This is a genomic window from Tateyamaria sp. Alg231-49 (assembly GCF_900143535.1).
Lineage (GTDB): Bacteria > Pseudomonadota > Alphaproteobacteria > Rhodobacterales > Rhodobacteraceae > Tateyamaria.
The window spans coordinates 136,907-159,461 of record NZ_FRFA01000005.1 but is presented as its reverse complement, the minus strand read 5'-3'; the positions used below and the strand labels follow the sequence as shown (position 1 = coordinate 159,461).

The window sequence follows — 22,555 nt, the reverse complement described above, 5'->3', positions numbered from 1 at the left end:
TTTTTTCCTCCCGTTGAAACATGTGAGATTACGTGTGTGCTGATTGGGGCGCGGGTCCGGTCGATCCGCGTTCCAGAAATGTTGCGGCAACCGTTTCGCGCAGCGCCTCTGGTGGCTCTCCGCCGATGCGGCGAATGAGCAGTGTGGCAAGGCGTGCGCCGGCCTGTCGGTTGTCGACGGAATAGGTCGTGAGGGGGGGCTGTGCATGCGCACCTTCGTGAATGCCGTCATAGGCCACCACCGACAGGTCGGTTCCGACCTTCATGTCCCGTTCTTCAGCGGCTTTGTAGACGCCCAACGCCACCCGATCGACAGCACAGACGATGGCCGTGGGTCGGTTTGGCAAATCAAGAAGCCGGGCGCCGATGCGCGCTCCATCTTCGGGGGTCATCGCATCTTCAATGACCAGCTCAGGCGCAAAGTTCAGGCCAGACGCCGCCATCCCGCGCACAAAGCCGTCCCGCCGCAGCCCGGCGTAGTTGTAGATCGTGCCGCCATTGATGAATCCGATCCGTGAATGCCCCAGATCGGCGAGGTGCCGGACAGCATCATGCATCGCGTCCTCGCCGCGCACATCGAACCAGGCACATCCTGTGTCATTGTCTTGCCGTCCATAAAGGACAAATGGCACGTCAGCGTCGCGAAACATGCTGACCCGCAGGTCATCGACCATGGCGCGCGGCAGGATGAACCCATCTGCCTTGCCGTCGCGCAACAGGTTGCGGAACGTATCGATCAGGTGGATGTCATTGTCGGCCGATGCGACGGTCAGCGTATACCCTTCGGTGCTCGCACCTGCGGACACGCCTGCAAGGAACTCTGCAAGAAAGGGGCGCTGTGCGTCGTGGTCTGACAATTGCAACACAAGCCCAAGTGAGCGCGTGCGCCCTGTCTTGATCGCCTGTGCATGGCTGAGGGGCATGTAATTTAGATCTTCGGCCATGCGTTTGACGCGCAGTTTGGTGTTGGCGGAGATATCCGGGTACCCGTTCAGTGCCCGCGAAACGGTTGATTTTGTCAGTCCCAAAGCGGCCGCCATATCACCGATTGTGACGCGCATCGCGGCGCGATCGTTCGATAGTGATGCCGTGTTTGGTGCCACAGAAATCTCTCCCCACGACTCACGTTGGTTCCCGAAACCGGTTTCGGCAAGAACTATTTTTATCCCTGTGGATTGGCTGCCCACAGGGGGAGGGGGATGGTAGATTGCCGCGCTCGCCGAGCGGAGCGGACACAAATAGCACTGCGCGGAGCCCTAAGAAGAAGCGCGTTGGAGCCAGCCCCGTATGGGCATTTTCGCCTTAGGCAATTGCGCTGCTGCGCCCTGCATTGCGCCCTGAAAAGATACACCCGCCCAGAAACGTGCCCTCAAGCGCGTTGTAGCCGTGATAGCCACCGCCGCCGAATCCTGCGACTTCTCCGGCTGCAAAAAGGCCCGGGATCGCCGCGCCATCAGCACCAATCATCTGCGAATCAAGGTTGGTCTGAAGCCCCCCCAGCGATTTGCGCGTGAGGATGTGCAATTTGACTGCGATCAAGGGGCCGTTGGCGGGATCAAGGAATTTGTGCGGTTTGGCGGTGCGCAGCAGGCGGTCGCCCCGGTAGTTGCGCGCGGCGTGGATCGCCATCATCTGCGCGTCTTTTGAGAACGGGTTGTCGATCTGGGTGTCCCGCGCCTCGATCTGGCGGCGCAGGTGGGTGGCGTCGATCAGGTTGCCGCCCCCGATCTGGTTCATACCATTGACGAGCGTTTGCAGATCGTTTGCGACCACAAAGTCCTCGCCCTTTTCCTTGAACGCCTCGACGGGGCCGGTTGCGTTCTTGCCCGACAGAACCCTTTGTTTGATGACTTCGGCCCATTTCTTGGAGGTGAAGTCGGGGTTTTGTTCCGAACCCGACAGCGCGAATTCTTTTTTGATCACCTTTTGGGTCAGCACGAACCAACTGTAGTCGAACCCGGTGGCGAGGATTTCGCGCAAGGTGCCCACGCTGTCAAAACCGGGAAGGGCGGGGGGCGCGAACCGGTTGCCGCGTGCGTCGAACCACATAGACGACGGCCCCGGCAGGATGCGGATGCCGTGAGAAGGCCAGATTGGGTCCCAGTTTTTGACCCCTTCGGTGTAGTGCCACATCCGGTCCCCGTTAATCACGTGCCCGCCTGCGCCCTCAGATATTGCGATCATCCGCCCGTCCACGTGGGCGGGTACGCCTGCAACCATATCCTTGGGTGCAGGGCCAAGACGTTCGGTTGGCCAGACTTTGCGCACCATCTCGAAATTTCCGCCAATGCCGCCGGAGGTGACGATGACGGAGGGAGCCGTGAAGGCGAAATCGCCTGCTGGGTCGCGGTTGGTTTTTTGGCCGCGCTCAGATGCGTCCGCAGCGAGGACGGTACCACTCACCCCTTTCGCCGCTCCGTTTTCCATATCGATCCGGTCGACCTGATGGCGGAAGTGGAAGTGGATCAGCCCTGCTTTTTCATGGGCGATGCAGCGACGTACAAAGTGTTCGATGATCCCCGGCCCGGTACCCCATGTGAGGTGAAAGCGTGGAACCGAGTTGCCGTGCCCGTTTGCAAAGCCGCCCCCCCGTTCGGCCCAGCCCACAATGGGAAACCAACGCAGGCCCATCGCGTGCAACCACGGGCGCATCTCTCCGGCGGCAAAGTCGACATAGGCCTCGGCCCATTTGCGGGGCCATGCGTCTTCGTCCCGGTCAAACTGGGCGCTGCCCATCCAGTCATTGAGCGCCAGTTCGTGGCTGTCCTTGATCCCCATGCGCCGCTGTTCGGGCGTATCGATCATGAAAAGGCCGCCTAAGGACCAGAATGCCTGCCCCCCAAGGAAACTGCGTGGTTCCTGATCGACGATGATGACCTGTTTGCCCCGATCCCCGAGTTCTGCGGCCGCTGCCAGACCGGCAAGGCCGGAGCCAACGATAATGGCATCTGTGGTGGTCATGAGCGGCTCCGATACCACGCAAGGAAAGGTGCGGCGACGAGGTACATGGTGATCCCATAAACACCTGAGGGCAGTGCCATTGCACTGAACCCTTCGGACTGTCCGGAGATAAGACCTGCCAAGGCAATCCCCAAGGTTGCGTTTTGTATGCCGGTCTCGATCGAAACGGTCTTGGCCTGTTGCCAGTTCAGAGTGGCAAGGCGCGCAAGGCCGCGGCCGATGAGCAAAAGAGCGATGTTGAGAGTGATGAGGGCGGGCCCAAGTGTGGGCAGGTTGGTGGTGAAGATGTCCCAGTTGCCGGCGAGGGCTGCAATGATGATCACGACGAACAGGATTGTGGCAAGCGTCGACAGGATCGGGTCGATCCGAGTGGCGAAACAGGGCGCAAAGTGGCGGATGGCGACACCAATCAACACGGGTAGGGTAGTTATCAGAAAGACCGCGAGCGTCAGGGATGCGACAGAGACCGGTGGCGCTGCGTCACCCATGAAGTGCACCACTGTCCATGCTGCAAGCGCGGGAACGGTAATGAGGCTGAGCAGGCTGATGACCGCAGTGAGCGAAACAGAAAGTGCGACATCCCCACCTGCGAGCTTGGCCAGAATGTTTGAGGTCACACCGCCGGGCGCAAAGCTGAGCAGCATAAAGCCGACGGCGATGGCGGGGGGAAGGCCGAATGCGGTGACGGTTGCGTAGGCCACCAGTGGGAGCAGGATCACTTGCGCGATGGCGCCAATCCCAAAGGCCTTGGGCGCGCGCAGAACGCGGGCAAAGTCGCCGATCGTCAATCCGATGCCAAGGCTGAGCATGATGATGGCCAATGACAGCGGCAGTACAACGTTGATCAGAATATCCATATGTCTCCCCCACGTGCAGACTAAGCGCGCGCATGTTTGTCGCGCAATCCTGACGCCAAGTCAGGGGTGGTTTTCCGCGCCCTACGGCTGGGTATTGTCAGAGTGGCCAAAAGACGAGGATGGCGGGGATGGAAACGGCAACCACGATCACCTCAAGCGGCAGGCCGATCCGCCAGTAGTCGCCGAACTGATAGCCTCCTGGCCCGAGGATCAGCGTATTGTTCTTGTGCCCAATGGGCGTGAGGAACGCGGCCGAGGCTGCTACTGCCACTGCCATCAGGAATGGGTCGGGTGAGACGCCCAGCGTTTGGGCCATCTGGATGCCAACAGGGGCTGCCACGATTGTGGTAGCGGTGTTGTTGAGGACATCCGAGAGGCTCATCGTCACGACCATCAACACGGTCAAAACGGCCCATGCAGGCATCCCTTGGGTTAACGCGACCAGCCATCCTGCGATCAGTTCTGTGCCGCCAGAGCTTTCCAGCGCTGCCCCCAATGGGATCATGGAGCCAAGAAGTACGATCACCGGCCATTCGATATGCGTGTAAAGCTCGGACAGTGGCACGATCTTGGACAAAACGAAGGCCACCACCACAAGGCCGAGAGCGACCGGGAGGTAGAGTAGTCCGACGCTGGCGGCGATCACCGCACCGACGAACAACCCAATCGCCAGCCACACCTTGTCATCGGCGGTTACGGCCAGCCCACGTTCCGCCAATGGTAGGGCGCCCAGCCACTGCGTAACGTCGGCCCCTGTGTCACGGGGCACCAAGAGCAGCAGGATGTCGCCCGCGCGGATTTCGGTTTTGCGGATCTGTTTGGTGATCTTTTTGCCGCCCCGCGAAATGCCCATCAGGATCGTGGACTGCCGCCAATTGAGGCCCACGGCCTGGGCCGTACGTCCGATCAGGCGGGACTGGTCGGTTACCACAACCTCTATGATTTCAACGCCTTCACCTGCGGCTTTCAACTTTTCTTCGCGGTCTGCCTCGGCCACGGCAAGGCTGAGTGCAGCGCGGAATTCATCGAGTGCATCCGGCGTTGCCTCAAGCACCAGCGTGTCGCCGGCTTGCAGTGCAGAGCTGCGCGCCCGCCCGTAGCGGCGTTTGCCATCGCGAATAAGGCCGATGATGGCGACGTCAGCCTTTTCGGCGTCCTCCTCCAAAGTGCCGAGGCGTTCACCGATCAGTTTCGAGTCTTCGGGCACGGTCAGTTCGGCGATATACTGCGAGACCTCTTCTGCCACGCTTTTTTCGTCCTCGCGCGCGGGGATCAACCGCCACCCGATAAGCGCCACGAACAGGAGCCCTGCAATGGCTGCGACGCCACCGACAGGGGCGAAGTCGAACATTTTGAAGGGCTCGCCAAGGCTGTCCTCCCGGATCGAGGCGATAATGATGTTGGGTGGAGTGCCGATCAGGGTGACCATGCCCCCAAGGATCGTCGCAAAGCTGAGTGGCATGAGGCTGAGCCCCGGACTGCGCCCGGCCTTACGCGCGGTCTGGATGTCGACGGGCATAAGGAGGGCGAGGGCGGCGACGTTGTTCATGAAGGCCGAGAGCACGCCACCAATGGCGCCCATGAGTGCGATGTGCGCACCAAGGCTGCGGCTGGCATCCACCAGCGTGCGGGTGATCAGAAAAACCGCTCCAGACCGGACCAACCCTGCAGAGACCACAAGCACAAGGGCGACCACCAGCGTCGCGGGATGGCCAAAGCCCGAGAATGCGTCGGCACTTGGCACCACGCCCAGCACCACTGCGATCATCAGAGCAGTGAACGCGACGATATCATAGCGAAATCGACCCCAGAGTAAGAGGCCGAAGACCGCGCCGAAGAGAGAAAAGAGGATGATCTGGTCTGTGCTCATGCATGGAACGATAGGGCTGCGCTCGATGCTGCGCCAGCCGCTATTTGCAGATCGGGAAAGGAGCCTACCACTTCGCGCTGCGCGCTCACCCCTGGGTTTTTCCTGAACCAGAGTAACCCGGGCGGTATGGTAGTGGTGCGCGCTATGGACTTGGGTCCTTGCCCCTTGGTGTCGCCTTGCCGTATAGCAGCGCGGCACACAATCATCCGCACGCATCAAGACAGGAGGCCCCCATGGCAGGCCACAGCAAATGGGCAAACATCCAGCACCGCAAAGGGCGTCAGGACAAAATCCGAGCCAAGCTGTTTTCGAAGATGTCCAAGGAGATCACCGTGGCCGCCAAGATGGGCGACCCGGACCCCGACAAAAACCCCCGCCTGCGCCTTGCCGTCAAAGAGGCCAAATCGAATTCCGTCCCAAAGGACGTCATCGATCGTGCAATCAAGAAGTCCCAGGCGGGTGACGGGGATGAGTACGAGGAAATCCGTTATGAGGGCTATGGCCCCAACGGCGTGGCGGTGATTGTTGAGGCGATGACTGACAATCGCAACCGCACCGCATCTACTGTGCGGTCCACCTTTACCAAGAATGGCGGCAACCTGGGTGAAACCGGCAGCGTTGGATACATGTTCGAGCGCAAGGGTGCGGTCAGTTATCCGGCAGAGGTTGGTGACGCTGATACTGTGATGATGGCGGCCATCGAGGCGGGGGCAGAGGACGTGGAGTCCGGCGAAGACGGTCACACGGTGTGGTGTGCCGATACAGACCTCAATGACGTGTCAAACGCGCTTGAGGCCGAACTGGGCGAGTCTGCGTCCACCAAGTTGGTCTGGCGCCCCACCATCACCACAGAGATGGACCTTGAGGCGATGCAAAAGCTGATGAAGCTGATGGATGCGCTGGAGGACGATGATGACGTCCAACAAGTTACCACCAATTTTGAGGCGAGCGATGAGGTGATGGCGCAGCTTGGAGACGAGTAACGCGCCGCCCTAATTTTTTCGGCTTTGAACAGGAAACGCCGCCCCAATTCTGGAGCGGCGTTTTTTTATAGTCGTCGGGCTTTTTGAGCCTAGAAAAACAGTTGGCGAGCCGCTTGGCTCCAGCTTGCGGATTCTGCCCCTTGGGGAGCAGGCGTTTGGCGGCGCAACCGGCGCATCAATCCTTTGAGGTCGTTCAAACGCGTGCGCGCGGCGTTGCCGCCTGCGCGGCTTTGAACCGACAGGATTTTCTCCTGCGTTTGCAGGGCGCCCTCGATCAGCTCGAGGTCTTGAAGGGTCAGGTCAACGCTATGTGTTTCATCAAGCATCGGAATTTATCCTTGTTCTCTTTGACCAGCATAAGATTTCTAAACAGATACGCTAATCATCTATGATCAGATCACTGTGATTTCATTCGCTGGTGACACCTTTTGGCAAGAGATCGCCATCGGGGTTCAGCGGATATAGGGGATGGGGGCGCGGAATGCTCTGTTTAATTGTGCAAAGCCGCTGTGCAAAAAACGGATAGCTCGCAGAGACTTGTCAGAAGACCTTGCAGCACGTAAGGCCGCTTGAGCACTGTCCAAGGCGTCTAAAATGGCATCGTTTTTACCCGGATTTTTCCTATCTTTGTCGCTGATCGTAGCCATTGGCGCGCAAAACGCATTTGTCTTGCGGCAGGGGTTGCGCCGCGCGCACGTGTTTTGGGTCTGCCTCACTTGCGCCCTATCTGACGCGATCTTGATCGTTTGCGGGGTTGCAGGGTTCGGCGCGTTGGCAGAGGCGGTGCCGTGGTTTGAGCCGGTGATGCGCTATGGTGGGGCCGCGTTTTTGCTGTGGTACGGATGGTGCAACGCCCGGTCAGCATGGCAGGGCGGGTCGGCGCTGGAACTGGGTAGCGAAGACACCCAGCCTTTGCGTGAGGCATTGTTGACCGTGCTGGCGCTGACCTGGCTGAACCCGCATGTGTATTTGGATACGGTTGTTCTGATCGGTTCGATTTCGTCCCAATATGACAGCAGGCTGCTGTTTGGGATCGGAGCGACGCTTGCCAGTTTCGTATTTTTCTTTGTGCTTGGGTATGGGGCGCGGCTGCTTGCTCCGATCTTTGCCAATGCCCGTGCGTGGCGGATACTGGACGCTGTTATCGCCTTAACAATGTGGGCTATTGCGTTGAAGTTGCTTTGTCTTTGAATTGTGGGCCGTCGCGCGTATGACAGGGGCTTGCCTCTGCCGCGTCCAGCCCGCATTGATAGCCCATGCAGCACGGCGAACCCAAACCACTGGTCGGTATTTTTTGGATGCTGGTGACGGGCCTGTGTTTTGTCGCCGTCACGGCTTTGGTCAAATATATGGGGCCGCGTGTGCCCCCGGCGGAGGCGGCGTTTTTGCGCTACTTTCTTGGGTTGGGTTTTTTGATCCCGATGCTGCCTGCGGTGCGGGACGCCCATTTGACCCCTCGCCAATGGAAGCTGTTCACCCTGCGCGGCGTGTTTCATTCAGGCGGGGTGATCCTGTGGTTTTATGCCATGACCCGCATTCCCATCGCTGAAGTCACGGCGATGAACTATCTTGCCCCCGTTTACGTCAGCATTGGGGCCGCGTTGTTTCTGGGGGAAACGCTGGCGCTTAGGCGCGTCGCGGCCATTGTTGTTGCCTTGATTGGCACCGCTGTGATCTTGCGCCCGGGCTTTCGTGTGGTTGAGCCGGGGCATGTGGCGATGCTGTTTTGCGCCGTCACCTTTGCCGGGTCTTACCTGTTGGCCAAGATCATGGCGGACGAGGCGAAACCGGCAGTCGTTGTCTTTATGCTGTCGATTTTCGTGACCATCGGATTGGCGCCCTTTGCTCTGGCCGATTGGGTGACGCCGTCATGGGGCGATTTGGGGCTGCTGTTTGCCGTCGCCTGCTTTGCCACGGCGGGGCACTATACGATGACAATGGCCTTTGCCGCGGCACCGGTGACCGTGACGCAGCCCGTGACGTTTTTGCAGCTTGTCTGGGCGGTGGCCCTTGGCGCGCTGGTTTTTGCTGAGCCGGTCGACATCTGGGTGATCCTTGGTGGTGCGCTGATCCTTGCATCTGTCACTTTCATTACATGGCGCGAGGCGGTGCTAAAGCGCAGACCCATCACGCCGCCGGCGCCTGCAACCAAGCTTTGATTTTTTATTGATTGACGGATCAATAAAAAATCGCCTACGTCCAAAGGGAGACTTGGGGCAAAGGGGCTGGCATGCCAAAAGTGGGGATGGAACCGATCCGCCGGGCGGCGCTGGTTGAGGCGACAATCGCCGAAATTGGGGCGGCTGGATCGCTGGATGTGACGGTCGGCCAAATCGCCAAGCGGGCAGGGATGTCGACGGCCCTTGCGCATCACTACTTTGGTGGGAAGGATCAGATTTTTCTGGCCGCCATGCGTCAGATTCTACGTGATTTCGGGCGTGAGGTGATCCGCGAGCTGGAGGCCGCCCAAACGGCACAGGCCCGTGCCGAGGCTTTGATCGCGGCGAGTTTTGCACCGTCCTGCTTTGCCCCTGCGACTGTCAGCGCATGGATGACACTGTATGCGCAGGCAACGACCAACCCTGAAACGCACCGCTTGCTGCACCTTTATCAGCGCCGTTTGCGCAGCAACCTGACCCACGCCTTGCGTCCGCTTAGTCTTGATCCGCGTCGCGATGCCGAAATGCTTGGCGCGCTGATCGATGGGCTTTATCTGCGCGCGGCTTTGTCACCTGAGGCCTCTGTTGATGACGCCAAGAGCTGTGCGGTGCGCGCTCTTGAAACCTTGATCGGAGCAAAGCAATGAGCGCGCCCAACATCCTGATATTCATGGTGGACCAGCTGAATGGCACGTTATTTCCGGACGGTCCCGCCGACTGGCTTCATGCGCCCAACCTCAAGAAACTCGCCGCCAGATCGACCCGTTTTGCCAATTGCTACACCGCGTCGCCCCTTTGCGCGCCCGGGCGTGCCGCCTTTATGTCGGGCCAGTTGCCCAGCGTAACAGGCGTTTACGACAATGCCGCCGAGTTCCCATCCTCTATTCCCACCTATGCCCACCATTTGCGCCGTGCAGGGTATCAGACCTGCCTGTCGGGCAAGATGCATTTTGTCGGCCCCGACCAGTTGCACGGGTTCGAAGAACGCCTGACCACAGACATCTACCCGGCCGATTTCGGTTGGACCCCGGATTACCGCAAACCCGGCGAGCGGATTGACTGGTGGTATCACAACATGGGTTCGGTCACAGGGGCCGGGGTGGCCGAGATTTCCAACCAAATGGAATACGACGATGCGGTTGCCTTTCACGCGACGCGCAAGGTCTATGATCTGGCGCGTGGGCATGACGCGCGCCCGTGGTGCCTGACCGTCAGCTTTACCCACCCACATGACCCTTATGTGGCCCGCAAAAAATACTGGGACCTGTACGAAGACTGCGACCACTTGCTGCCCGATGTGCCTGCAATGGACTACACAGATCATGATCCGCATTCGCAGCGCATATTTGATGCCAATGACTGGCGCAGCTTTGACATCACCGAAGAGGATATCAAACGCTCGCGCCGCGCCTATTTCGCCAACATATCCTATCTGGACGACAAGATCGGTGAAGTGATGGAGGCACTGGAGGCCACGCGCCAAGAGGCGGTGATCCTTTTTGTCTCGGATCACGGTGACATGCTGGGCGAGCGTGGTTTGTGGTTCAAGATGTCCTTCTATGAAGGATCGGCACGGGTGCCCATGATGATCTCAAGCCCCGATATGACCCCCGGTTTGATCACGGATCCGGTTAGCAATATCGATGTTTGCCCGACCCTGTGTGATCTGGCGGGTGTGGACATGGTCGAAGTGGCGCCTTGGACAGCCGGGCAAAGCGTTGTCCCCCAAGGAAAGGGGGTAGAGCGCACTGAACCGGTCGCGATGGAGTACGCGGCCGAGGGTTCTTACGCTCCGATGGTGTCGCTGCGCTATGGCAAGTGGAAGTACAACCGTTGCGCGCTGGACCCGGATCAACTGTTTGATCTGGAAGCCGACCCCCATGAATTGAACAACCTCGCGGATGTCCCGGCCCATCAGGGCACGCTGTCTCAATTGCGCGCCAAATCTGAAGCGCGCTGGGATCTTGACCGCTTTGATGCAGACGTTCGCGCCAGCCAGGCCCGTCGCTGGGTGGTCTACGAAGCACTGCGACAGGGGGGCTACTACCCTTGGGATTATCAGCCCCTGCAAAAAGCATCCGAGCAATTCATGCGCAATCACATGAACCTCAACACCGTCGAAGAAAACCAGCGCTTCCCGCGCGGTGAATAAAATTCTTTTGGCCCGAAACACTGCCGTCGGAGGCACACACTCATGACCTATCCAACCCAACCCAAGGCCAGCCATTTCATCAATGGTAAATATGTCGAGGACACCGATGGCGCGGTCATCGATGTGATCTATCCCGCGAGCGGCGAAAAGATTGCCCAGGTTCATTCCGCGACCCCTGCCGTGATCGAATTTGCGCTGTCCTCTGCGCGGCAGGCCCAAGGGGCTTGGGCTGCAATGACGGGCACAGAGCGGGGGCGTGTTTTGCGCCGCGCGGCAGACATCATGCGGGAACGCAATCATGACCTTTCGGTGCTTGAAACCTATGACACCGGCAAGCCCTATCAGGAAACAAGTGTGGTGGATGCCACAAGCGGCGCGGACGCGCTGGAGTATTTTGGTGGAATGGCGGCGACGCTGACTGGGGAACACATCCAGTTGGGCGAAGATTGGGTTTATACCCGCCGCGAACCGTTGGGGGTATGTGTCGGGATCGGGGCATGGAACTATCCCACTCAGATTGCCAGTTGGAAAGGCGCGCCAGCCTTGGCCTGTGGCAACACCATGGTGTTCAAACCATCCGAAACAACGCCGCTGTGCGCCTTGAAGGTCGCCGAGATTTTGCACGAAGCCGGTGCACCTGCGGGCGTTTACAACGTCATTCAGGGACTTGGGGATGTCGGCGCTGCTTTGGTCACGGATGATCGGGTGGACAAGGTGTCGCTGACCGGATCTGTGCCGACGGGCCGCAAGGTTTATGCCGCAGCGGCCGCGGGCATCAAGCACGTGACGATGGAGTTGGGCGGCAAATCCCCCATTATCGTCTTTGATGACGCAGATGTTGAAAACGCCGTGTCCGGGGCCATTTTGGGCAACTTCTATTCCTCAGGCCAGGTGTGTTCCAACGGCACGCGCGTGTTCGTTCAAAAGGGGATCAAAGAGGCGTTTTTGACCCGCCTTGCCGAACGGCTAAAGGACGCTGTGATTGGCGATCCCCAAGACCCGGCCACGTCCTTTGGCCCGATGGTATCGGAGCGCCAGTTGGGCATCGTCGAGGGCTATATTGCCAAAGGCAAAGAAGAGGGTGCGCGCCTTGTCTATGGCGGCGCGCGTCTTGCGCAGGACGGATTTTACATCGAACCTTGCGTCTTTGCGGATGTCACGGACGATATGACCATCGCGCGCGAAGAGATTTTTGGCCCTGTCATGGCGGTTCTTGATTTTGACGATGAAGACGAGGTGATGGCACGCGCGAATGCGACAGAATTCGGTCTGGCCGCTGGTGTCTTTACCCGTGATCTGACCCGCGCGCACCGCGTCGCCGCCGGGTTTCAGGCGGGCACCTGTTACATCAACACCTACAATGACGCGCCGGTCGAGGCGCCGTTTGGCGGGTCCAAACAGTCAGGTGTGGGCCGTGAGAATTCGAAGGCTGCCATAGCGCATTACAGCCAGTTGAAGTCGGTTTATGTGCGCATGGGCGATGTGGAGGCTCCGTTTTAGGCCTGTTCTGAGAGGTCGGGCCACCCTTTTTGGCACCGGCCCACCCGCCCACACCGTCCGCCAAACAGGGCGGTGCAGTGGCGGGCCTACAGGCGCTTTGAACGGGTGGGATTTTTTGCGAGGGGCCTTGAGGATCGGTTTGATCGGCGGGCCGCTTCACCGTGAGGTAAGAGATGGAAAGTGACTATGTGATTGTGGGGGCGGGCAGCGCGGGCTGCGCTGTCGCCTATCGTCTGGCAGAAGCTGGCCAGTCGGTGTTGGTCATCGAACATGGGGGCACCGATGCCGGCCCGTTCATTCAGATGCCTGCCGCCCTGTCGTATCCGATGAACATGAAGCGGTATGATTGGGGATACAGGTCAGAGCCCGAACCGCATTTGGGCGGGCGTCGTCTGGCCTGTCCCAGGGGCAAGGTTATTGGCGGCTCATCCTCGATCAACGGGATGGTCTATGTGCGCGGCCATGCGCATGACTTTGATCATTGGGCCGAAACGGGTGCCGACGGTTGGAGCTATGCCGACGTGCTGCCCTATTTCAAGCGCATGGAGGCATGGGATGATGGCGGTCACGGGGGTGATCCGGATTGGCGCGGTACGCAGGGTCCTTTGCACGTCAAACGCGGGCCACGTGACAACCCCCTGAACACAGCCTTTGTCGAGGCGGGGCGGCAAGCGGGGTATGAGGTCACTGATGACTACAACGGGAAAAAGCAGGAAGGCTTTGCCCCCTTTGATCAAACTATTCACAAAGGGCGGCGTTGGTCGACGGCCAATGCCTATCTGAAACCAGCTTTGAAGCGACCCAATTGCGATCTGATCCGCGGTCTCGTAGAGCGCGTCGAAATCACAGATGGGCGTGCAACGGGCGTGGTGCTTGCGGGCGGGCAGGTGGTACGGGCACGACGCGAGGTGATCCTCGCCGCCTCTTCCATCAATTCGCCCAAGATCTTGATGTTGTCTGGGATCGGGCCTGCCGCACATCTCGCTGAACATGGGATCAAGGTCGTGGCCGACCGCCCTGGCGTCGGGGCCAACCTACAGGACCATCTTGAGATGTATATCCAGATGGCCTCCAAACTGCCTGTCACGCTCTATAAACACTGGAACATTGTCTCAAAGGCTATGATCGGGGCGCAGTGGTTGTTCACCGGCACAGGCCTTGGCGCGTCAAACCAATTTGAAAGCTGCGCTTTCATCCGCTCAAAGGCTGGGGTGCCATATCCGGATATTCAGTACCATTTTATGCCCATTGCGGTGCGCTATGACGGCACAGCCGCCGCCGAAGGGCATGGGTTTCAGGCCCATGTGGGGCCAATGCGCTCGCCCTCGCGCGGGGCGGTCACCTTGCGCTCGGCTGACCCGGCCGACGACCCTGTGATCCGGTTCAACTACATGAGCACAGAGCAGGATTGGGAAGACTACCGCCGCTGTATTCGTCTGACCCGCGAGATTTTTGCCCAAGAGGCGTTTGCGCCTTATGTCAAACACGAGATTGTCCCGGGCGCTGAGATGCAAAGCGATGCGGACCTTGATGCTGTCATTCGAGAACATGCCGAAAGCGCCTATCATCCTTGCGGCACCTGCCGCATGGGGCGCAGTGATGACAAAGGGGCTGTGGTCGACCCGGAAGGTCGGGTGATTGGTGTCGAGGCGCTGCGGGTTGTGGACAGTTCCGTCTTTCCCCGCATCACCAATGGGAACCTCAATGCGCCGTCCATCATGACTGGCGAAAAGATGAGCGACCATATTCTGGGCCGCGACCCGCTCGCCCGTAGCAATGACGAGCCTTGGATTCACCCCGATTGGGAGACATCGCAGCGTTAATCATGGGCCCGGATTGCGTTTGAAATTCAAACGCGCCGTGCCCATGTTAACGAAGTGTTAAGGATTTGTTCCGCTCTTGTTCTGATCTGTGTCTGCCTGCCCGTTTGGGCAGAAGTCTCTGGCTTGGTACGTGTCATTGATGCGGATACACTTGACGTTGGGGACACCCGCGTCCGCCTGCATGCGATTGATGCACCCGAACAAGACCAGATTTGCCAGACCGAGCATGGCTTTGACTTTGCCTGTGGCGCTTGGGCCAGTGCGCAGGTGGCGGATCAGTTTGAAGGCGTATTTGCGCGCTGCACACAAATGGACACGGACCGCTATGGTCGCGTCGTTGCGATCTGTCGGGTAAATGGCGTCGACATCGGGCAGGAGATCGTGTCCCAAGGCTTGGCCTTTGCCTATCGTCGCTACGGCATGGACTATGATCTGGACGAAAAGTCCGCCTATGTCGCGGATCGTGGGCTGCATGGGTTTCGGGTGCAGTCGCCAGCGCAGTTCCGCCAGACCCGCGCCAAGGGGCGGATACCACCGGACCCATCCTGTCGGATCAAAGGCAATATATCGAAAAACGGGCGCATTTTTCATGTCCCTGGTCAGGAATTCTATGAACGGACCGGGATCAATACTGACAAGGGCGAGCGGTGGTTCTGTTCGCCCGCCGAGGCGCGGGCTGCGGGCTGGCGGGCCGCGCGGCGTTAGCCCACTTCGTAAGGCAGAACCCCGCGCCTGTCGGGATCAACAGTCAGTTGGCGTTCAAGCGGCGGAACAGAGCGTTGGTGACACTCTTTGCGCTCGCAAATTCGGCAGGAAATACCGATCGGTTCAAAGGCGGCATCCGCACTGACGTCCAACCCATCGGCAAAGACAAGATGCGGCGCATGTTTGACCTCGCACCCCAGTGCGATCGCATAGCGACGCACCGGTGCGCCAAACCGGCCGCCCGTTTTGGATACGTCGCGCGCAAGGCTGACATAGCGTACCCCGTCCGGAGTTTCGGCCAGCTGCCGCAGGAATTGACCCGGTTGTTCAAAGGCGCGGTGCACGTTCCACAAAGGGCAGGCGCCGCCAAAACGCGCAAATTGCAGCCGGGTCGCCGAATGACGCTTGGTGATCGTGCCTGCCTGATCAACCCGCACAAAGAAGAAGGGCACGCCCTTGGCCCCGGGCCGTTGTAGCGTCGACAAGCGGTGGCAGACCTGTTCGATGGACGCGCCGAACCGGGTGGCGAGTTGTTCCAGATCGTGGCGTGTGGATTGGGCGGCTTCGAGAAAGGTGGCGTAGGGCATTAGGGCCGCGCCGGCAAAGTAGTTGGCGAGCCCGATCTTGGCGATGGCACGTGCCTCGCTGGTGTGAAAGCGGGCGAGGTCGAGCGTGGCCTCAAGAAGCGCGTCCTGACGCTCCAGAGCGACCTGAAGCAGCAATTGGAACGTCTGGCTTTGATGCGCGGCGCGTGTGGAAATGTGAACGGTCTTGGTCTCAGCGTCGTATCGGCGCAGCGTGTCACTGTCTTCAAAACTGACGGTGACGCCCGCATTTGCAAGGGCAGAGACGGCAGCGATGCGAATATTGCTGTTCCCGCCATCGGCCTTAGCAAAGTTTTCGGCGGCGTGATCAACGGCGTCGATGTAGTTATCGCAATAATGGAAGAAATCGCGGACTTCCTCCCAAGGGGAGGGGCGCACCCTTGCGTCTTCACGTCCCAGCGCCTCGTCGAGCGAGGCGAGGCGTTCGTGGGTTTGCCGGTAGGCGCGGTGCAGGTCGAGAAAGGCATGCGCAAGGGCGGGCGCATTCGAAGATACAAGGCGCAGATCCGCGAGCGGAGGCATATCAGCGGCAAAAACCGGATCAGCCAAGGCCTCGCGCATGTCCGACACAAGGCGCGCGCCGTCCCCTGCGCTGAGTTCGGTGACATCCAGCCCGAATTCCTTGGCCAGACTGAGAACCACGGAGGTGCTGACGGGCCGGTTGTTGTTTTCCATCTGGTTGAGATAGGGCAGCGACACGCCCAATTTGGCGGCAAAGTCCTTTTGGGTCAGGCTGACGCGCGTGCGCACTTCGCGCAGTTTGGCACCGGCGTAGAGTTTTGGGCTGGCCATACGAATCCTTCCCTTTGCAGTTTTGCAATAGGGTCAGGCTAAGTTTGCAAAGGGGGGCGCGCAACCCTTAGGCGACGGCCAGCCTGCGTTCGCGTCGATAGACGGCGCCAATAGCCAACAAGGCACACACGCCGGTGGCACACATGATGCCGACAAGCGGGAATGCCCCTGTTTCAGGTGTCAGGAGAAGGCCCGCAAGAGCGGACAGCGCCGCACCGCCCCCGATCATGATTGCCCCGCCGAGGCCAGAGGCAGTCCCGGCCAGATGTGGGCGCACAGACAACATGCCAGCAGTGGCGTTGGGAATGACGAGGCCGTTGCCAAGGCCAACAAAGACCATCATCCCGAAAAAGCTAAGGGGTGTGCCGAGGCCGGCAACAAAGATCATGAGTGACGCAAAGGTGCCTGTTGCGTTGGCGATGCAGCCCCACAAAACCAGTTTGTTCACGCCGAACGTGGTCGCGTAACGCCCAGATAGAAAGTTGCCGAGGAAATAGCCGATGGCAGGCGCGCCAAAGTAAAACCCAAGTTCGGATGGGCCCATGCCGAAGACGACGGTGCCCACAAAAGGCGCCCCACCAAGATAGGCAAAGAACGAACCGGAGCAGAAAGCTGCGGCCAGCGAGTATCCCCAGAAACGCGGGGATTTCAGCAATTCGGGATATTCCTTGAACTGTCCGATCAACGACTTTGACGACTTTTGCGCCGTTTCCCCGAGATCCACATAGACCAGCCACATCATTAGCCCGCCGATGGCAAAGAAGAACCAGAACACTGATTTCCAGCCAAATGCCTCGTCCAGCAAGCCGCCGAGACCGGGTGACACCATTGGCACAACGGCCATGCCCATGGTGACATATCCGATCATCGAAGCGGAGTGATCCTGATCGTACAGGTCACGGATCACCGCCCGGCTGAGCACCATGGCCACGGCGACCACAGCCTGTGACATGCGGAACACCAGAAATACTTCGGCATTGGGGGCGTAAATGCAGCCCAGCGTGGCCAGCATAAACAGCCCGATGCCCCATAACAGCACGCGGCGCCGCCCCAGATTGTCTGAAATCGGCCCGATGATCGTCTGCATCACCGCGGAAACCGCCAGGTACAGCGCCACGGACAACTGCATCACGCTGTAATCCGTTTCGAAATAGGCCGTCATGTTCGGCAGGCTGGGCAGGAACATGTTCATGACCATGGCCGAAACCCCGGCCAGCAGGATCAGCGTAGAAATATGCGGTGGGGTGGAGCGATCCAGAAAACGGACCTTGGTGGGTTTGTCCATGCTTTTGGAGGTAAGTCGCGCCAACTGAACTGTCCAGTGCAGTTTTGCACAGGTATCGGCGCTTTGCAAGTTCGCAGTTTGCAGTAGTGATGCTGTATATAGTTTGCAAATATTCCAAATGGCCGTTCACGGCGGCCCTTCGTGCCTGTATGATGCCGCAAAATCACCAGCGGGGACAGCATGAACGATATCCTGACCGAATTGGAATCGCGGCGCGCAGATGCGCGTATGGGCGGCGGACAAAAACGCGTAGATGCGCAGCATGCCCGAGGCAAACTGACTGCGCGCGAGCGGATCGAGCTGCTTTTGGACGAAGGATCGTTCGAAGAGTTCGACATGTTCGTCAGCCACCGCTGCACCGATTTCGGGATGGAGGCACAAAAGCCCGCAGGGGATGGCGTGGTCACGGGCTGGGGCACGATCAACGGCCGCATGGTCTATGTGTTCAGTCAGGATTTTACCGTCTTTGGTGGGTCACTGTCAGAAACCCACGCTCAGAAAATCTGCAAGATTCAGGATATGGCGATGCAGAACGGGGCGCCTGTCATCGGCATCAACGACTCTGGCGGCGCGCGGATCCAAGAAGGTGTGGCCAGCCTTGCGGGATATGCCGAAGTGTTCCAGCGCAATATCATGGCCAGTGGTGTTGTCCCGCAGATCAGCCTGATCATGGGGCCGTGTGCAGGTGGCGCTGTTTACTCGCCCGCGATGACGGATTTCATCTTTATGGTCAAAGACACGTCTTACATGTTTGTCACCGGGCCTGATGTGGTCAAAACGGTCACAAACGAACATGTCACCGCCGAAGAGCTGGGTGGCGCGTCAACCCACACCCGTAAATCCAGCGTGGCCGACGGCGCATTTGAAAACGATGTGGAAGCGTTGGCTGAAGTGCGCCGCCTTGTTGATTTTCTGCCGCTCAACAACCGCGAAAAACCACCCGTGCGCCCGTTCTTTGACGAACCGGGTCGCATCGAGGCCAGCCTTGATACATTGGTGCCCAGCAATCCCAACACGCCGTACGATATGAAGGAATTGATCCTGAAGATCGCGGATGAGGGCGATTTCTATGAGATACAGGAAGATTTTGCCAAGAATATCATCACCGGTTTCGTTCGTTTGGAAGGGCAGACTGTTGGGGTCGTGGCCAACCAACCGATGGTTCTGGCCGGATGTCTGGACATCGATAGCAGCCGCAAGGCCGCGCGCTTTGTGCGGTTTTGCGATGCCTTTGAAATTCCAATCCTGACATTGGTGGACGTGCCCGGTTTCTTGCCCGGAACATCGCAGGAATATGGTGGCGTGATCAAGCATGGGGCGAAATTGCTTTTCGCCTATGGCGAGGCGACCGTCCCTAAAGTGACTGTGATCACCCGCAAGGCCTACGGTGGTGCGTACGATGTGATGGCCTCCAAACACCTGCGCGGTGATTTCAATTATGCCTGGCCCACGGCCGAGATCGCCGTGATGGGTGCCAAGGGGGCAACGGAGATCATCCACCGTGCGGATTTGGGAGACGCAGAAAAGATCGCGGCGCATACGAAAGATTACGAAGACCGCTTCGCCAATCCGTTTGTTGCCGCCGAGAAGGGGTTCATTGATGAGGTGATCCAACCCCGGTCTACACGGAAGCGGGTCAGCCGCGCATTTGCGTCACTGCGGGGCAAATCGTTGCAGAATCCTTGGAAGAAGCACGACAACATTCCGCTTTGATCAAACGAAGGTTCACAGGAATTGGGTTGAAACAGTCTATGCGCGTCGTTCTTTTTGTACTTTTTGCTTTCGCCGCCATTCCAGCCTTTGCGGCGCGTCAGATCGCGCGCAGCTTTGGTGGTGAGACGTTGGGTTTGGGAGTGATGTGACAGATGCCTGACTTTCACCTCCTTGCATCCGGCCCGCGCCCTGTTGCCCCCTTTTCCCACGCGGTTGAGACAGACGGCTGGGTCATTCTGACTGGCCAAATGCCAACGGACCCGGACGCACCGGATGCGCCTTTGCCCGAAGGGATCGAGGCGCAGACCCGACGGGTGATGGACAATCTTGAGATCATCCTCAAAGGCGTCGGTCTTGACCTCAGCCATGTGCTGCAATGCCGTTGCTACCTTACCGCATTCGAGCGCGACTATGCCGCGTTCAACGACACCTATCAGACTTACTTTCCTGAAGATCGCCGTCCGGCGCGCACCACTGTTGGTGTTACCGCCCTTGCTGTCGGTGCCCTTGTCGAAATCGACTGTATCGCGAGGCGCCCGGCATGAGCCCGCGTTGGCATATCACGCATCAGGACGGCACCGTGACCCTGTCCCGGCATCTGCCTGCGCGCTTTGATGTGGCCGCGTCCACGCAATTGCCCCCTGCGCGCCCCGTTCGTCTGGCACATCAGATCCGCCAGGATCTGTGGCGGGGGCTGTCCAACTTGCGTGGGTTTTCGCCGGTTGTGCGTCTGGAACCGACGGAAAATGGGTGGGAGGTCACTGCCGGGGGGCGGGTCATGGGCCGCAGCGCCCCTAGTGTCGAGGCGACGATTGATGCGCTTTTGAGTGACCCGGCCAAACGGACCCGCTGGGTCAGGCAGGCGAGGATGATGTCATGAGTACGTGGAAAAATCAGGCCTTCACCATCGCGCATGCAGACAGCGGCACCTTTGAGGGAGCGGGCCTGCGCCCGTTTTTTGAATACCGCCAACTGGGCATTAAAGAAGCCACGTCAGGCAAATATGGAGCCCACGTTATCCGCGCCGTGCCGGGCATGGAAATTCCGGGCACGTGGCACAGCCATGATCTGGATTTCCAAATGGTTTACGTGACAAAGGGGTGGGTTGTGTTCGAATATGAAGGGCAGGGCGAACATACTCTGCGATCTGGTTCTTGCGTTTTGCAGCCGCCGGGGATCGTCCACCGCGAGGTGCGCCACTCGGACGATATGGAGTTGATCGAGATTACCTCGCCGGCTGACTTTACAACTCGAGAAGAAGGTGCAAAATGAATTCTCGTCAACTTCATAAGGTGGCGATCAAGTTAGTGCGCAGGCTGACATTCGCCCGCACAGCAGCCCCGGAGGGAGGAGCTCGACGCCGCTTGCGGCACTGGGTCCGGGGCTGCGCATTTCTTACTATACTGGCTGCACCTGTCACCGCACAGGAAGTCCCCTCGGGACAAAGGCTTGCGCTGCACGAGGTGCTGGTGGATGCGGTTGAGTCCGAAAGCTGGTTGCGGTTTCGCTTTGTCGCGCCGCAGATCGCGCGCGAGGGCGGTGATGTTTCATATGCGCAAGCCGAGGCGGATTTTGCCCATCTGTGCGAGACCGTCGCGCGCCCTTATATGCGCGAATACGATCTTGGTGCGGATGTGATTGTTGTGACCCTCATGGATCGTCCTGTCCCATTTGGGCAATCGGATGCAGCCGCGACGCAGTTTATCGAGGCGTTCCGCATCGCGGATGACGCCTGTATATGGGAGGCTTTTTGATGCGCGCGCCGACATATAGACCCGTAAATGGCTTTGCGGCATTGCGGCCACATCCCGCGCAAGCCGTTGCATTGCCGTTTATTTTGAGCCCGATTTCCCTTATACCACGATTAAGGGGTCTGAGAGACTTCTTTACCTCGCAGGGAGCGCATCGGAAGGTTCGCTCAAGAATTGTATACAGGAGAGACAGATGTCCAAGAGCATCAAAGCAATGGGCTTGGTTAGCCTTTTGGTTCTGGTTGCCGCATGTGGCAACAATAACAACGAAGAGTTCGTTGTGGTTGACCCGGAGCCCATCAGCCAAGAGCCAGTCCAGACCGGCAAGTACAAATAATTTCGCAGGGCGGGCCCCGCGGCCCGCTCTGACACCCCTTTTCGCGGGGGGCAGCCCATGCTGAAACATCGCGGATTTCCCGGCCGTTTGTCGGGCACTGATTTCCAATTCACCATTCGACGCCCCAACCCCAAAGGGGTCACTCCGCTGACCCAGCGCGAGCGGTTTCCCGATCGTCGCCCCCCCGATAAGCGCGCCGATGCCGCCTTTATGGCGGCCTTGTGGGCGCAATTTGGCGCCGAACCTTTCGAGCGCGGAAACCTGGATGCGGGCCGCTTGTCATGGCTGTTTGGTCGAGAAGTCATTCCGGCGACAGACCCTTTTGATGTGGCCGATTACGAGGCTCTTTTGGTCATCGACGAACCCGTGGCGCGCGCCTCTTTTCCTGACGCAATTGACGGGGAGGGTGGGCGATGATCGGCGCAAAGTTGCCGCCATATTCCCGTATATGGCGAAATTTGGCTGAAATGGACGGCAGCCCAAAACTGTCCTATGCGCTCAGCGGTTTGCTGTGCAACGCTCCTCAGGTGCCTTCGGTTCCCCAAAGTAAATCCGCGGGCATGTACCATTTCCGTACCCCTTCCTCTGGCGGGCAGCATCCGTTCTCCAACACGTTGCTGCCCGCCATTTTTTCGGCCGGCGTGCCGCGTCTTGCACAGGCGGATCTTTGCCCGCCTCGGCAGTTTGACGCGCATCTGACACCCCGTTTCCCGCAGCGTTTGACCTGTGCCCGGTATCGTTTATCCACAAGGAAAACGAGCATAGGAAAAACAAAATGGGCATCAAATACATCACGCTTTCATGCGTTGCAGCGCTTGGCCTTGCAGCTTGCGGAAACACCGCGGGCGAACAGGCCATCATCGGCGGCGCGGTCGGCGCAGGCGCGGCTGCCGTTGCGGGTGGCAGCATTGCGACCGGCCTTGCGGTTGGTGCTGCGGGCAACATTCTCGCGTGCGAGCTCGACATCGTCGGCTGCTAACGCGCACGCGTTCCAACATCTGACATCTCAAAACCGCCGTCGTGCCTCGCTGCACGGCGGCGTTTTGCATTTTCTACCCAACTC

23 protein-coding genes are annotated in these 22,555 nt (G+C 59.1%); 16 read left to right on the top strand and 7 right to left on the bottom strand.

Annotated elements, in window-relative coordinates; genetic code table 11:
• Nucleotides 1–28: 28 nt before the first annotated feature.
• The 4 genes from DHN60_RS09755 to DHN60_RS09740 all read right to left on the bottom strand — a co-directional run bounded on the left by DHN60_RS09755 (nucleotide 29) and on the right by DHN60_RS09740 (nucleotide 5,687).
• Nucleotides 29–1,102, bottom strand: a complete 1,074-nt coding sequence (locus tag DHN60_RS09755; protein WP_234423591.1) for a LacI family DNA-binding transcriptional regulator — start codon at nucleotides 1,100–1,102, stop codon at nucleotides 29–31.
• A gap of 199 nt (nucleotides 1,103–1,301) precedes the next feature.
• The gene (locus tag DHN60_RS09750) at nucleotides 1,302–2,960 is read right to left on the bottom strand and encodes an FAD-binding dehydrogenase (RefSeq protein WP_108837102.1); all 1,659 of its coding nucleotides are present in this window, start codon (nucleotides 2,958–2,960) and stop codon (nucleotides 1,302–1,304) included.
• Nucleotides 2,957–3,817 carry a bile acid:sodium symporter family protein gene (locus tag DHN60_RS09745; RefSeq protein ID WP_108837101.1) on the bottom strand — a complete coding sequence of 287 codons (861 nt, stop codon included), beginning with the start codon at nucleotides 3,815–3,817 and terminating at the stop codon, nucleotides 2,957–2,959. Before DHN60_RS09745 ends, DHN60_RS09750 begins: the two co-directional genes overlap by 4 nt.
• Nucleotides 3,818–3,914: 97 nt before the next feature.
• Complete coding sequence (locus DHN60_RS09740; protein ID WP_108837100.1) at nucleotides 3,915–5,687, bottom strand: SLC13 family permease; 1,773 nt, start codon at nucleotides 5,685–5,687, stop codon at nucleotides 3,915–3,917.
• 233 nt (nucleotides 5,688–5,920) lie between these two features.
• Between DHN60_RS09740 and DHN60_RS09735 the strand changes: the two genes are divergently transcribed.
• The gene (locus DHN60_RS09735; protein ID WP_108837099.1) at nucleotides 5,921–6,670 is read left to right on the top strand and encodes a YebC/PmpR family DNA-binding transcriptional regulator; all 750 of its coding nucleotides are present in this window, start codon (nucleotides 5,921–5,923) and stop codon (nucleotides 6,668–6,670) included.
• 89 nt (nucleotides 6,671–6,759) lie between these two features.
• On the opposite strand, the gene DHN60_RS09730 is transcribed toward DHN60_RS09735, so the two are convergent.
• Nucleotides 6,760–6,996: a hypothetical protein gene (locus DHN60_RS09730; protein WP_108837098.1), complete on the bottom strand. Its 237-nt coding sequence runs from the start codon at nucleotides 6,994–6,996 to the stop codon at nucleotides 6,760–6,762.
• A 268-nt stretch (nucleotides 6,997–7,264) separates the two neighbouring features.
• Between DHN60_RS09730 and DHN60_RS09725 the strand changes: the two genes are divergently transcribed.
• The 7 genes from DHN60_RS09725 (at nucleotide 7,265) to DHN60_RS09695 (ending at nucleotide 15,009) form a co-directional block, all read left to right on the top strand.
• The gene (locus DHN60_RS09725) at nucleotides 7,265–7,861 is read left to right on the top strand and encodes a LysE/ArgO family amino acid transporter (protein WP_108837097.1); all 597 of its coding nucleotides are present in this window, start codon (nucleotides 7,265–7,267) and stop codon (nucleotides 7,859–7,861) included.
• 65 nt (nucleotides 7,862–7,926) lie between these two features.
• Complete coding sequence (locus tag DHN60_RS09720; protein ID WP_234423590.1) at nucleotides 7,927–8,829, top strand: DMT family transporter; 903 nt, start codon at nucleotides 7,927–7,929, stop codon at nucleotides 8,827–8,829.
• A 71-nt stretch (nucleotides 8,830–8,900) separates the two neighbouring features.
• Nucleotides 8,901–9,476: a transcriptional regulator BetI gene (gene betI, locus DHN60_RS09715; RefSeq protein ID WP_108837096.1), complete on the top strand. Its 576-nt coding sequence runs from the start codon at nucleotides 8,901–8,903 to the stop codon at nucleotides 9,474–9,476.
• On the top strand, nucleotides 9,473–10,981 hold the full coding sequence (gene betC / locus DHN60_RS09710; protein WP_108837095.1) for a choline-sulfatase: 1,509 nt from the start codon (nucleotides 9,473–9,475) through the stop codon (nucleotides 10,979–10,981). The genes betI and betC overlap by 4 nt, the downstream gene beginning before the upstream one ends.
• 42 nt (nucleotides 10,982–11,023) lie before the next feature.
• The gene (betB, locus tag DHN60_RS09705) at nucleotides 11,024–12,481 is read left to right on the top strand and encodes a betaine-aldehyde dehydrogenase (protein WP_108837094.1); all 1,458 of its coding nucleotides are present in this window, start codon (nucleotides 11,024–11,026) and stop codon (nucleotides 12,479–12,481) included.
• A gap of 173 nt (nucleotides 12,482–12,654) precedes the next feature.
• The gene (gene betA, locus DHN60_RS09700) at nucleotides 12,655–14,304 is read left to right on the top strand and encodes a choline dehydrogenase (protein WP_108837093.1); all 1,650 of its coding nucleotides are present in this window, start codon (nucleotides 12,655–12,657) and stop codon (nucleotides 14,302–14,304) included.
• Between the two features lie 54 nt (nucleotides 14,305–14,358).
• Entirely contained in the window at nucleotides 14,359–15,009 is a 651-nt protein-coding gene (locus DHN60_RS09695) for a thermonuclease family protein (RefSeq protein WP_108837092.1), read from the top strand.
• Here the strand turns inward: DHN60_RS09695 and DHN60_RS09690 are convergent.
• Together DHN60_RS09690 and DHN60_RS09685 are read right to left on the bottom strand one after the other, a co-directional pair.
• A complete protein-coding gene (locus DHN60_RS09690; protein ID WP_108837091.1) occupies nucleotides 15,006–16,406 on the bottom strand; it encodes a short-chain fatty acyl-CoA regulator family protein in 1,401 nt (466 codons plus the stop codon). The two genes, DHN60_RS09695 and DHN60_RS09690, sit on opposite strands and share 4 nt — an antisense overlap.
• 67 nt (nucleotides 16,407–16,473) lie before the next feature.
• Complete coding sequence (locus DHN60_RS09685) at nucleotides 16,474–17,691, bottom strand: multidrug effflux MFS transporter (RefSeq protein ID WP_108837090.1); 1,218 nt, start codon at nucleotides 17,689–17,691, stop codon at nucleotides 16,474–16,476.
• A gap of 180 nt (nucleotides 17,692–17,871) precedes the next feature.
• On the opposite strand from DHN60_RS09685, the gene DHN60_RS09680 reads away from it, so the two are divergent.
• The 8 genes from DHN60_RS09680 (at nucleotide 17,872) to DHN60_RS09650 (ending at nucleotide 22,471) form a co-directional block, all read left to right on the top strand.
• Nucleotides 17,872–19,404 carry an acyl-CoA carboxylase subunit beta gene (locus DHN60_RS09680; protein ID WP_108837089.1) on the top strand — a complete coding sequence of 511 codons (1,533 nt, stop codon included), beginning with the start codon at nucleotides 17,872–17,874 and terminating at the stop codon, nucleotides 19,402–19,404.
• Nucleotides 19,405–19,556: 152 nt separating this feature from the next.
• The gene (locus DHN60_RS09675) at nucleotides 19,557–19,949 is read left to right on the top strand and encodes a RidA family protein (protein ID WP_108837088.1); all 393 of its coding nucleotides are present in this window, start codon (nucleotides 19,557–19,559) and stop codon (nucleotides 19,947–19,949) included.
• A complete protein-coding gene (locus DHN60_RS09670; protein WP_108837087.1) occupies nucleotides 19,946–20,284 on the top strand; it encodes a hypothetical protein in 339 nt (112 codons plus the stop codon). Before DHN60_RS09675 ends, DHN60_RS09670 begins: the two co-directional genes overlap by 4 nt.
• Nucleotides 20,281–20,676: a cupin domain-containing protein gene (locus DHN60_RS09665; RefSeq protein WP_108837086.1), complete on the top strand. Its 396-nt coding sequence runs from the start codon at nucleotides 20,281–20,283 to the stop codon at nucleotides 20,674–20,676. Before DHN60_RS09670 ends, DHN60_RS09665 begins: the two co-directional genes overlap by 4 nt.
• A 92-nt stretch (nucleotides 20,677–20,768) precedes the next feature.
• A complete protein-coding gene (locus DHN60_RS09660) occupies nucleotides 20,769–21,158 on the top strand; it encodes a DUF6497 family protein (protein ID WP_108837287.1) in 390 nt (129 codons plus the stop codon).
• A 190-nt stretch (nucleotides 21,159–21,348) separates the two neighbouring features.
• Nucleotides 21,349–21,492, top strand: coding sequence for a hypothetical protein (locus DHN60_RS22495; RefSeq protein ID WP_199913653.1), 144 nt, complete (start codon nucleotides 21,349–21,351; stop codon nucleotides 21,490–21,492).
• A gap of 57 nt (nucleotides 21,493–21,549) precedes the next feature.
• Entirely contained in the window at nucleotides 21,550–21,909 is a 360-nt protein-coding gene (locus DHN60_RS09655) for a hypothetical protein (protein WP_108837085.1), read from the top strand.
• 358 nt (nucleotides 21,910–22,267) lie between these two features.
• Nucleotides 22,268–22,471 (top strand): hypothetical protein, encoded by a 204-nt coding sequence (locus tag DHN60_RS09650; protein ID WP_108837084.1) that lies wholly within the window; start codon nucleotides 22,268–22,270, stop codon nucleotides 22,469–22,471.
• The last annotated feature ends 84 nt before the right edge of the window (nucleotides 22,472–22,555 follow it).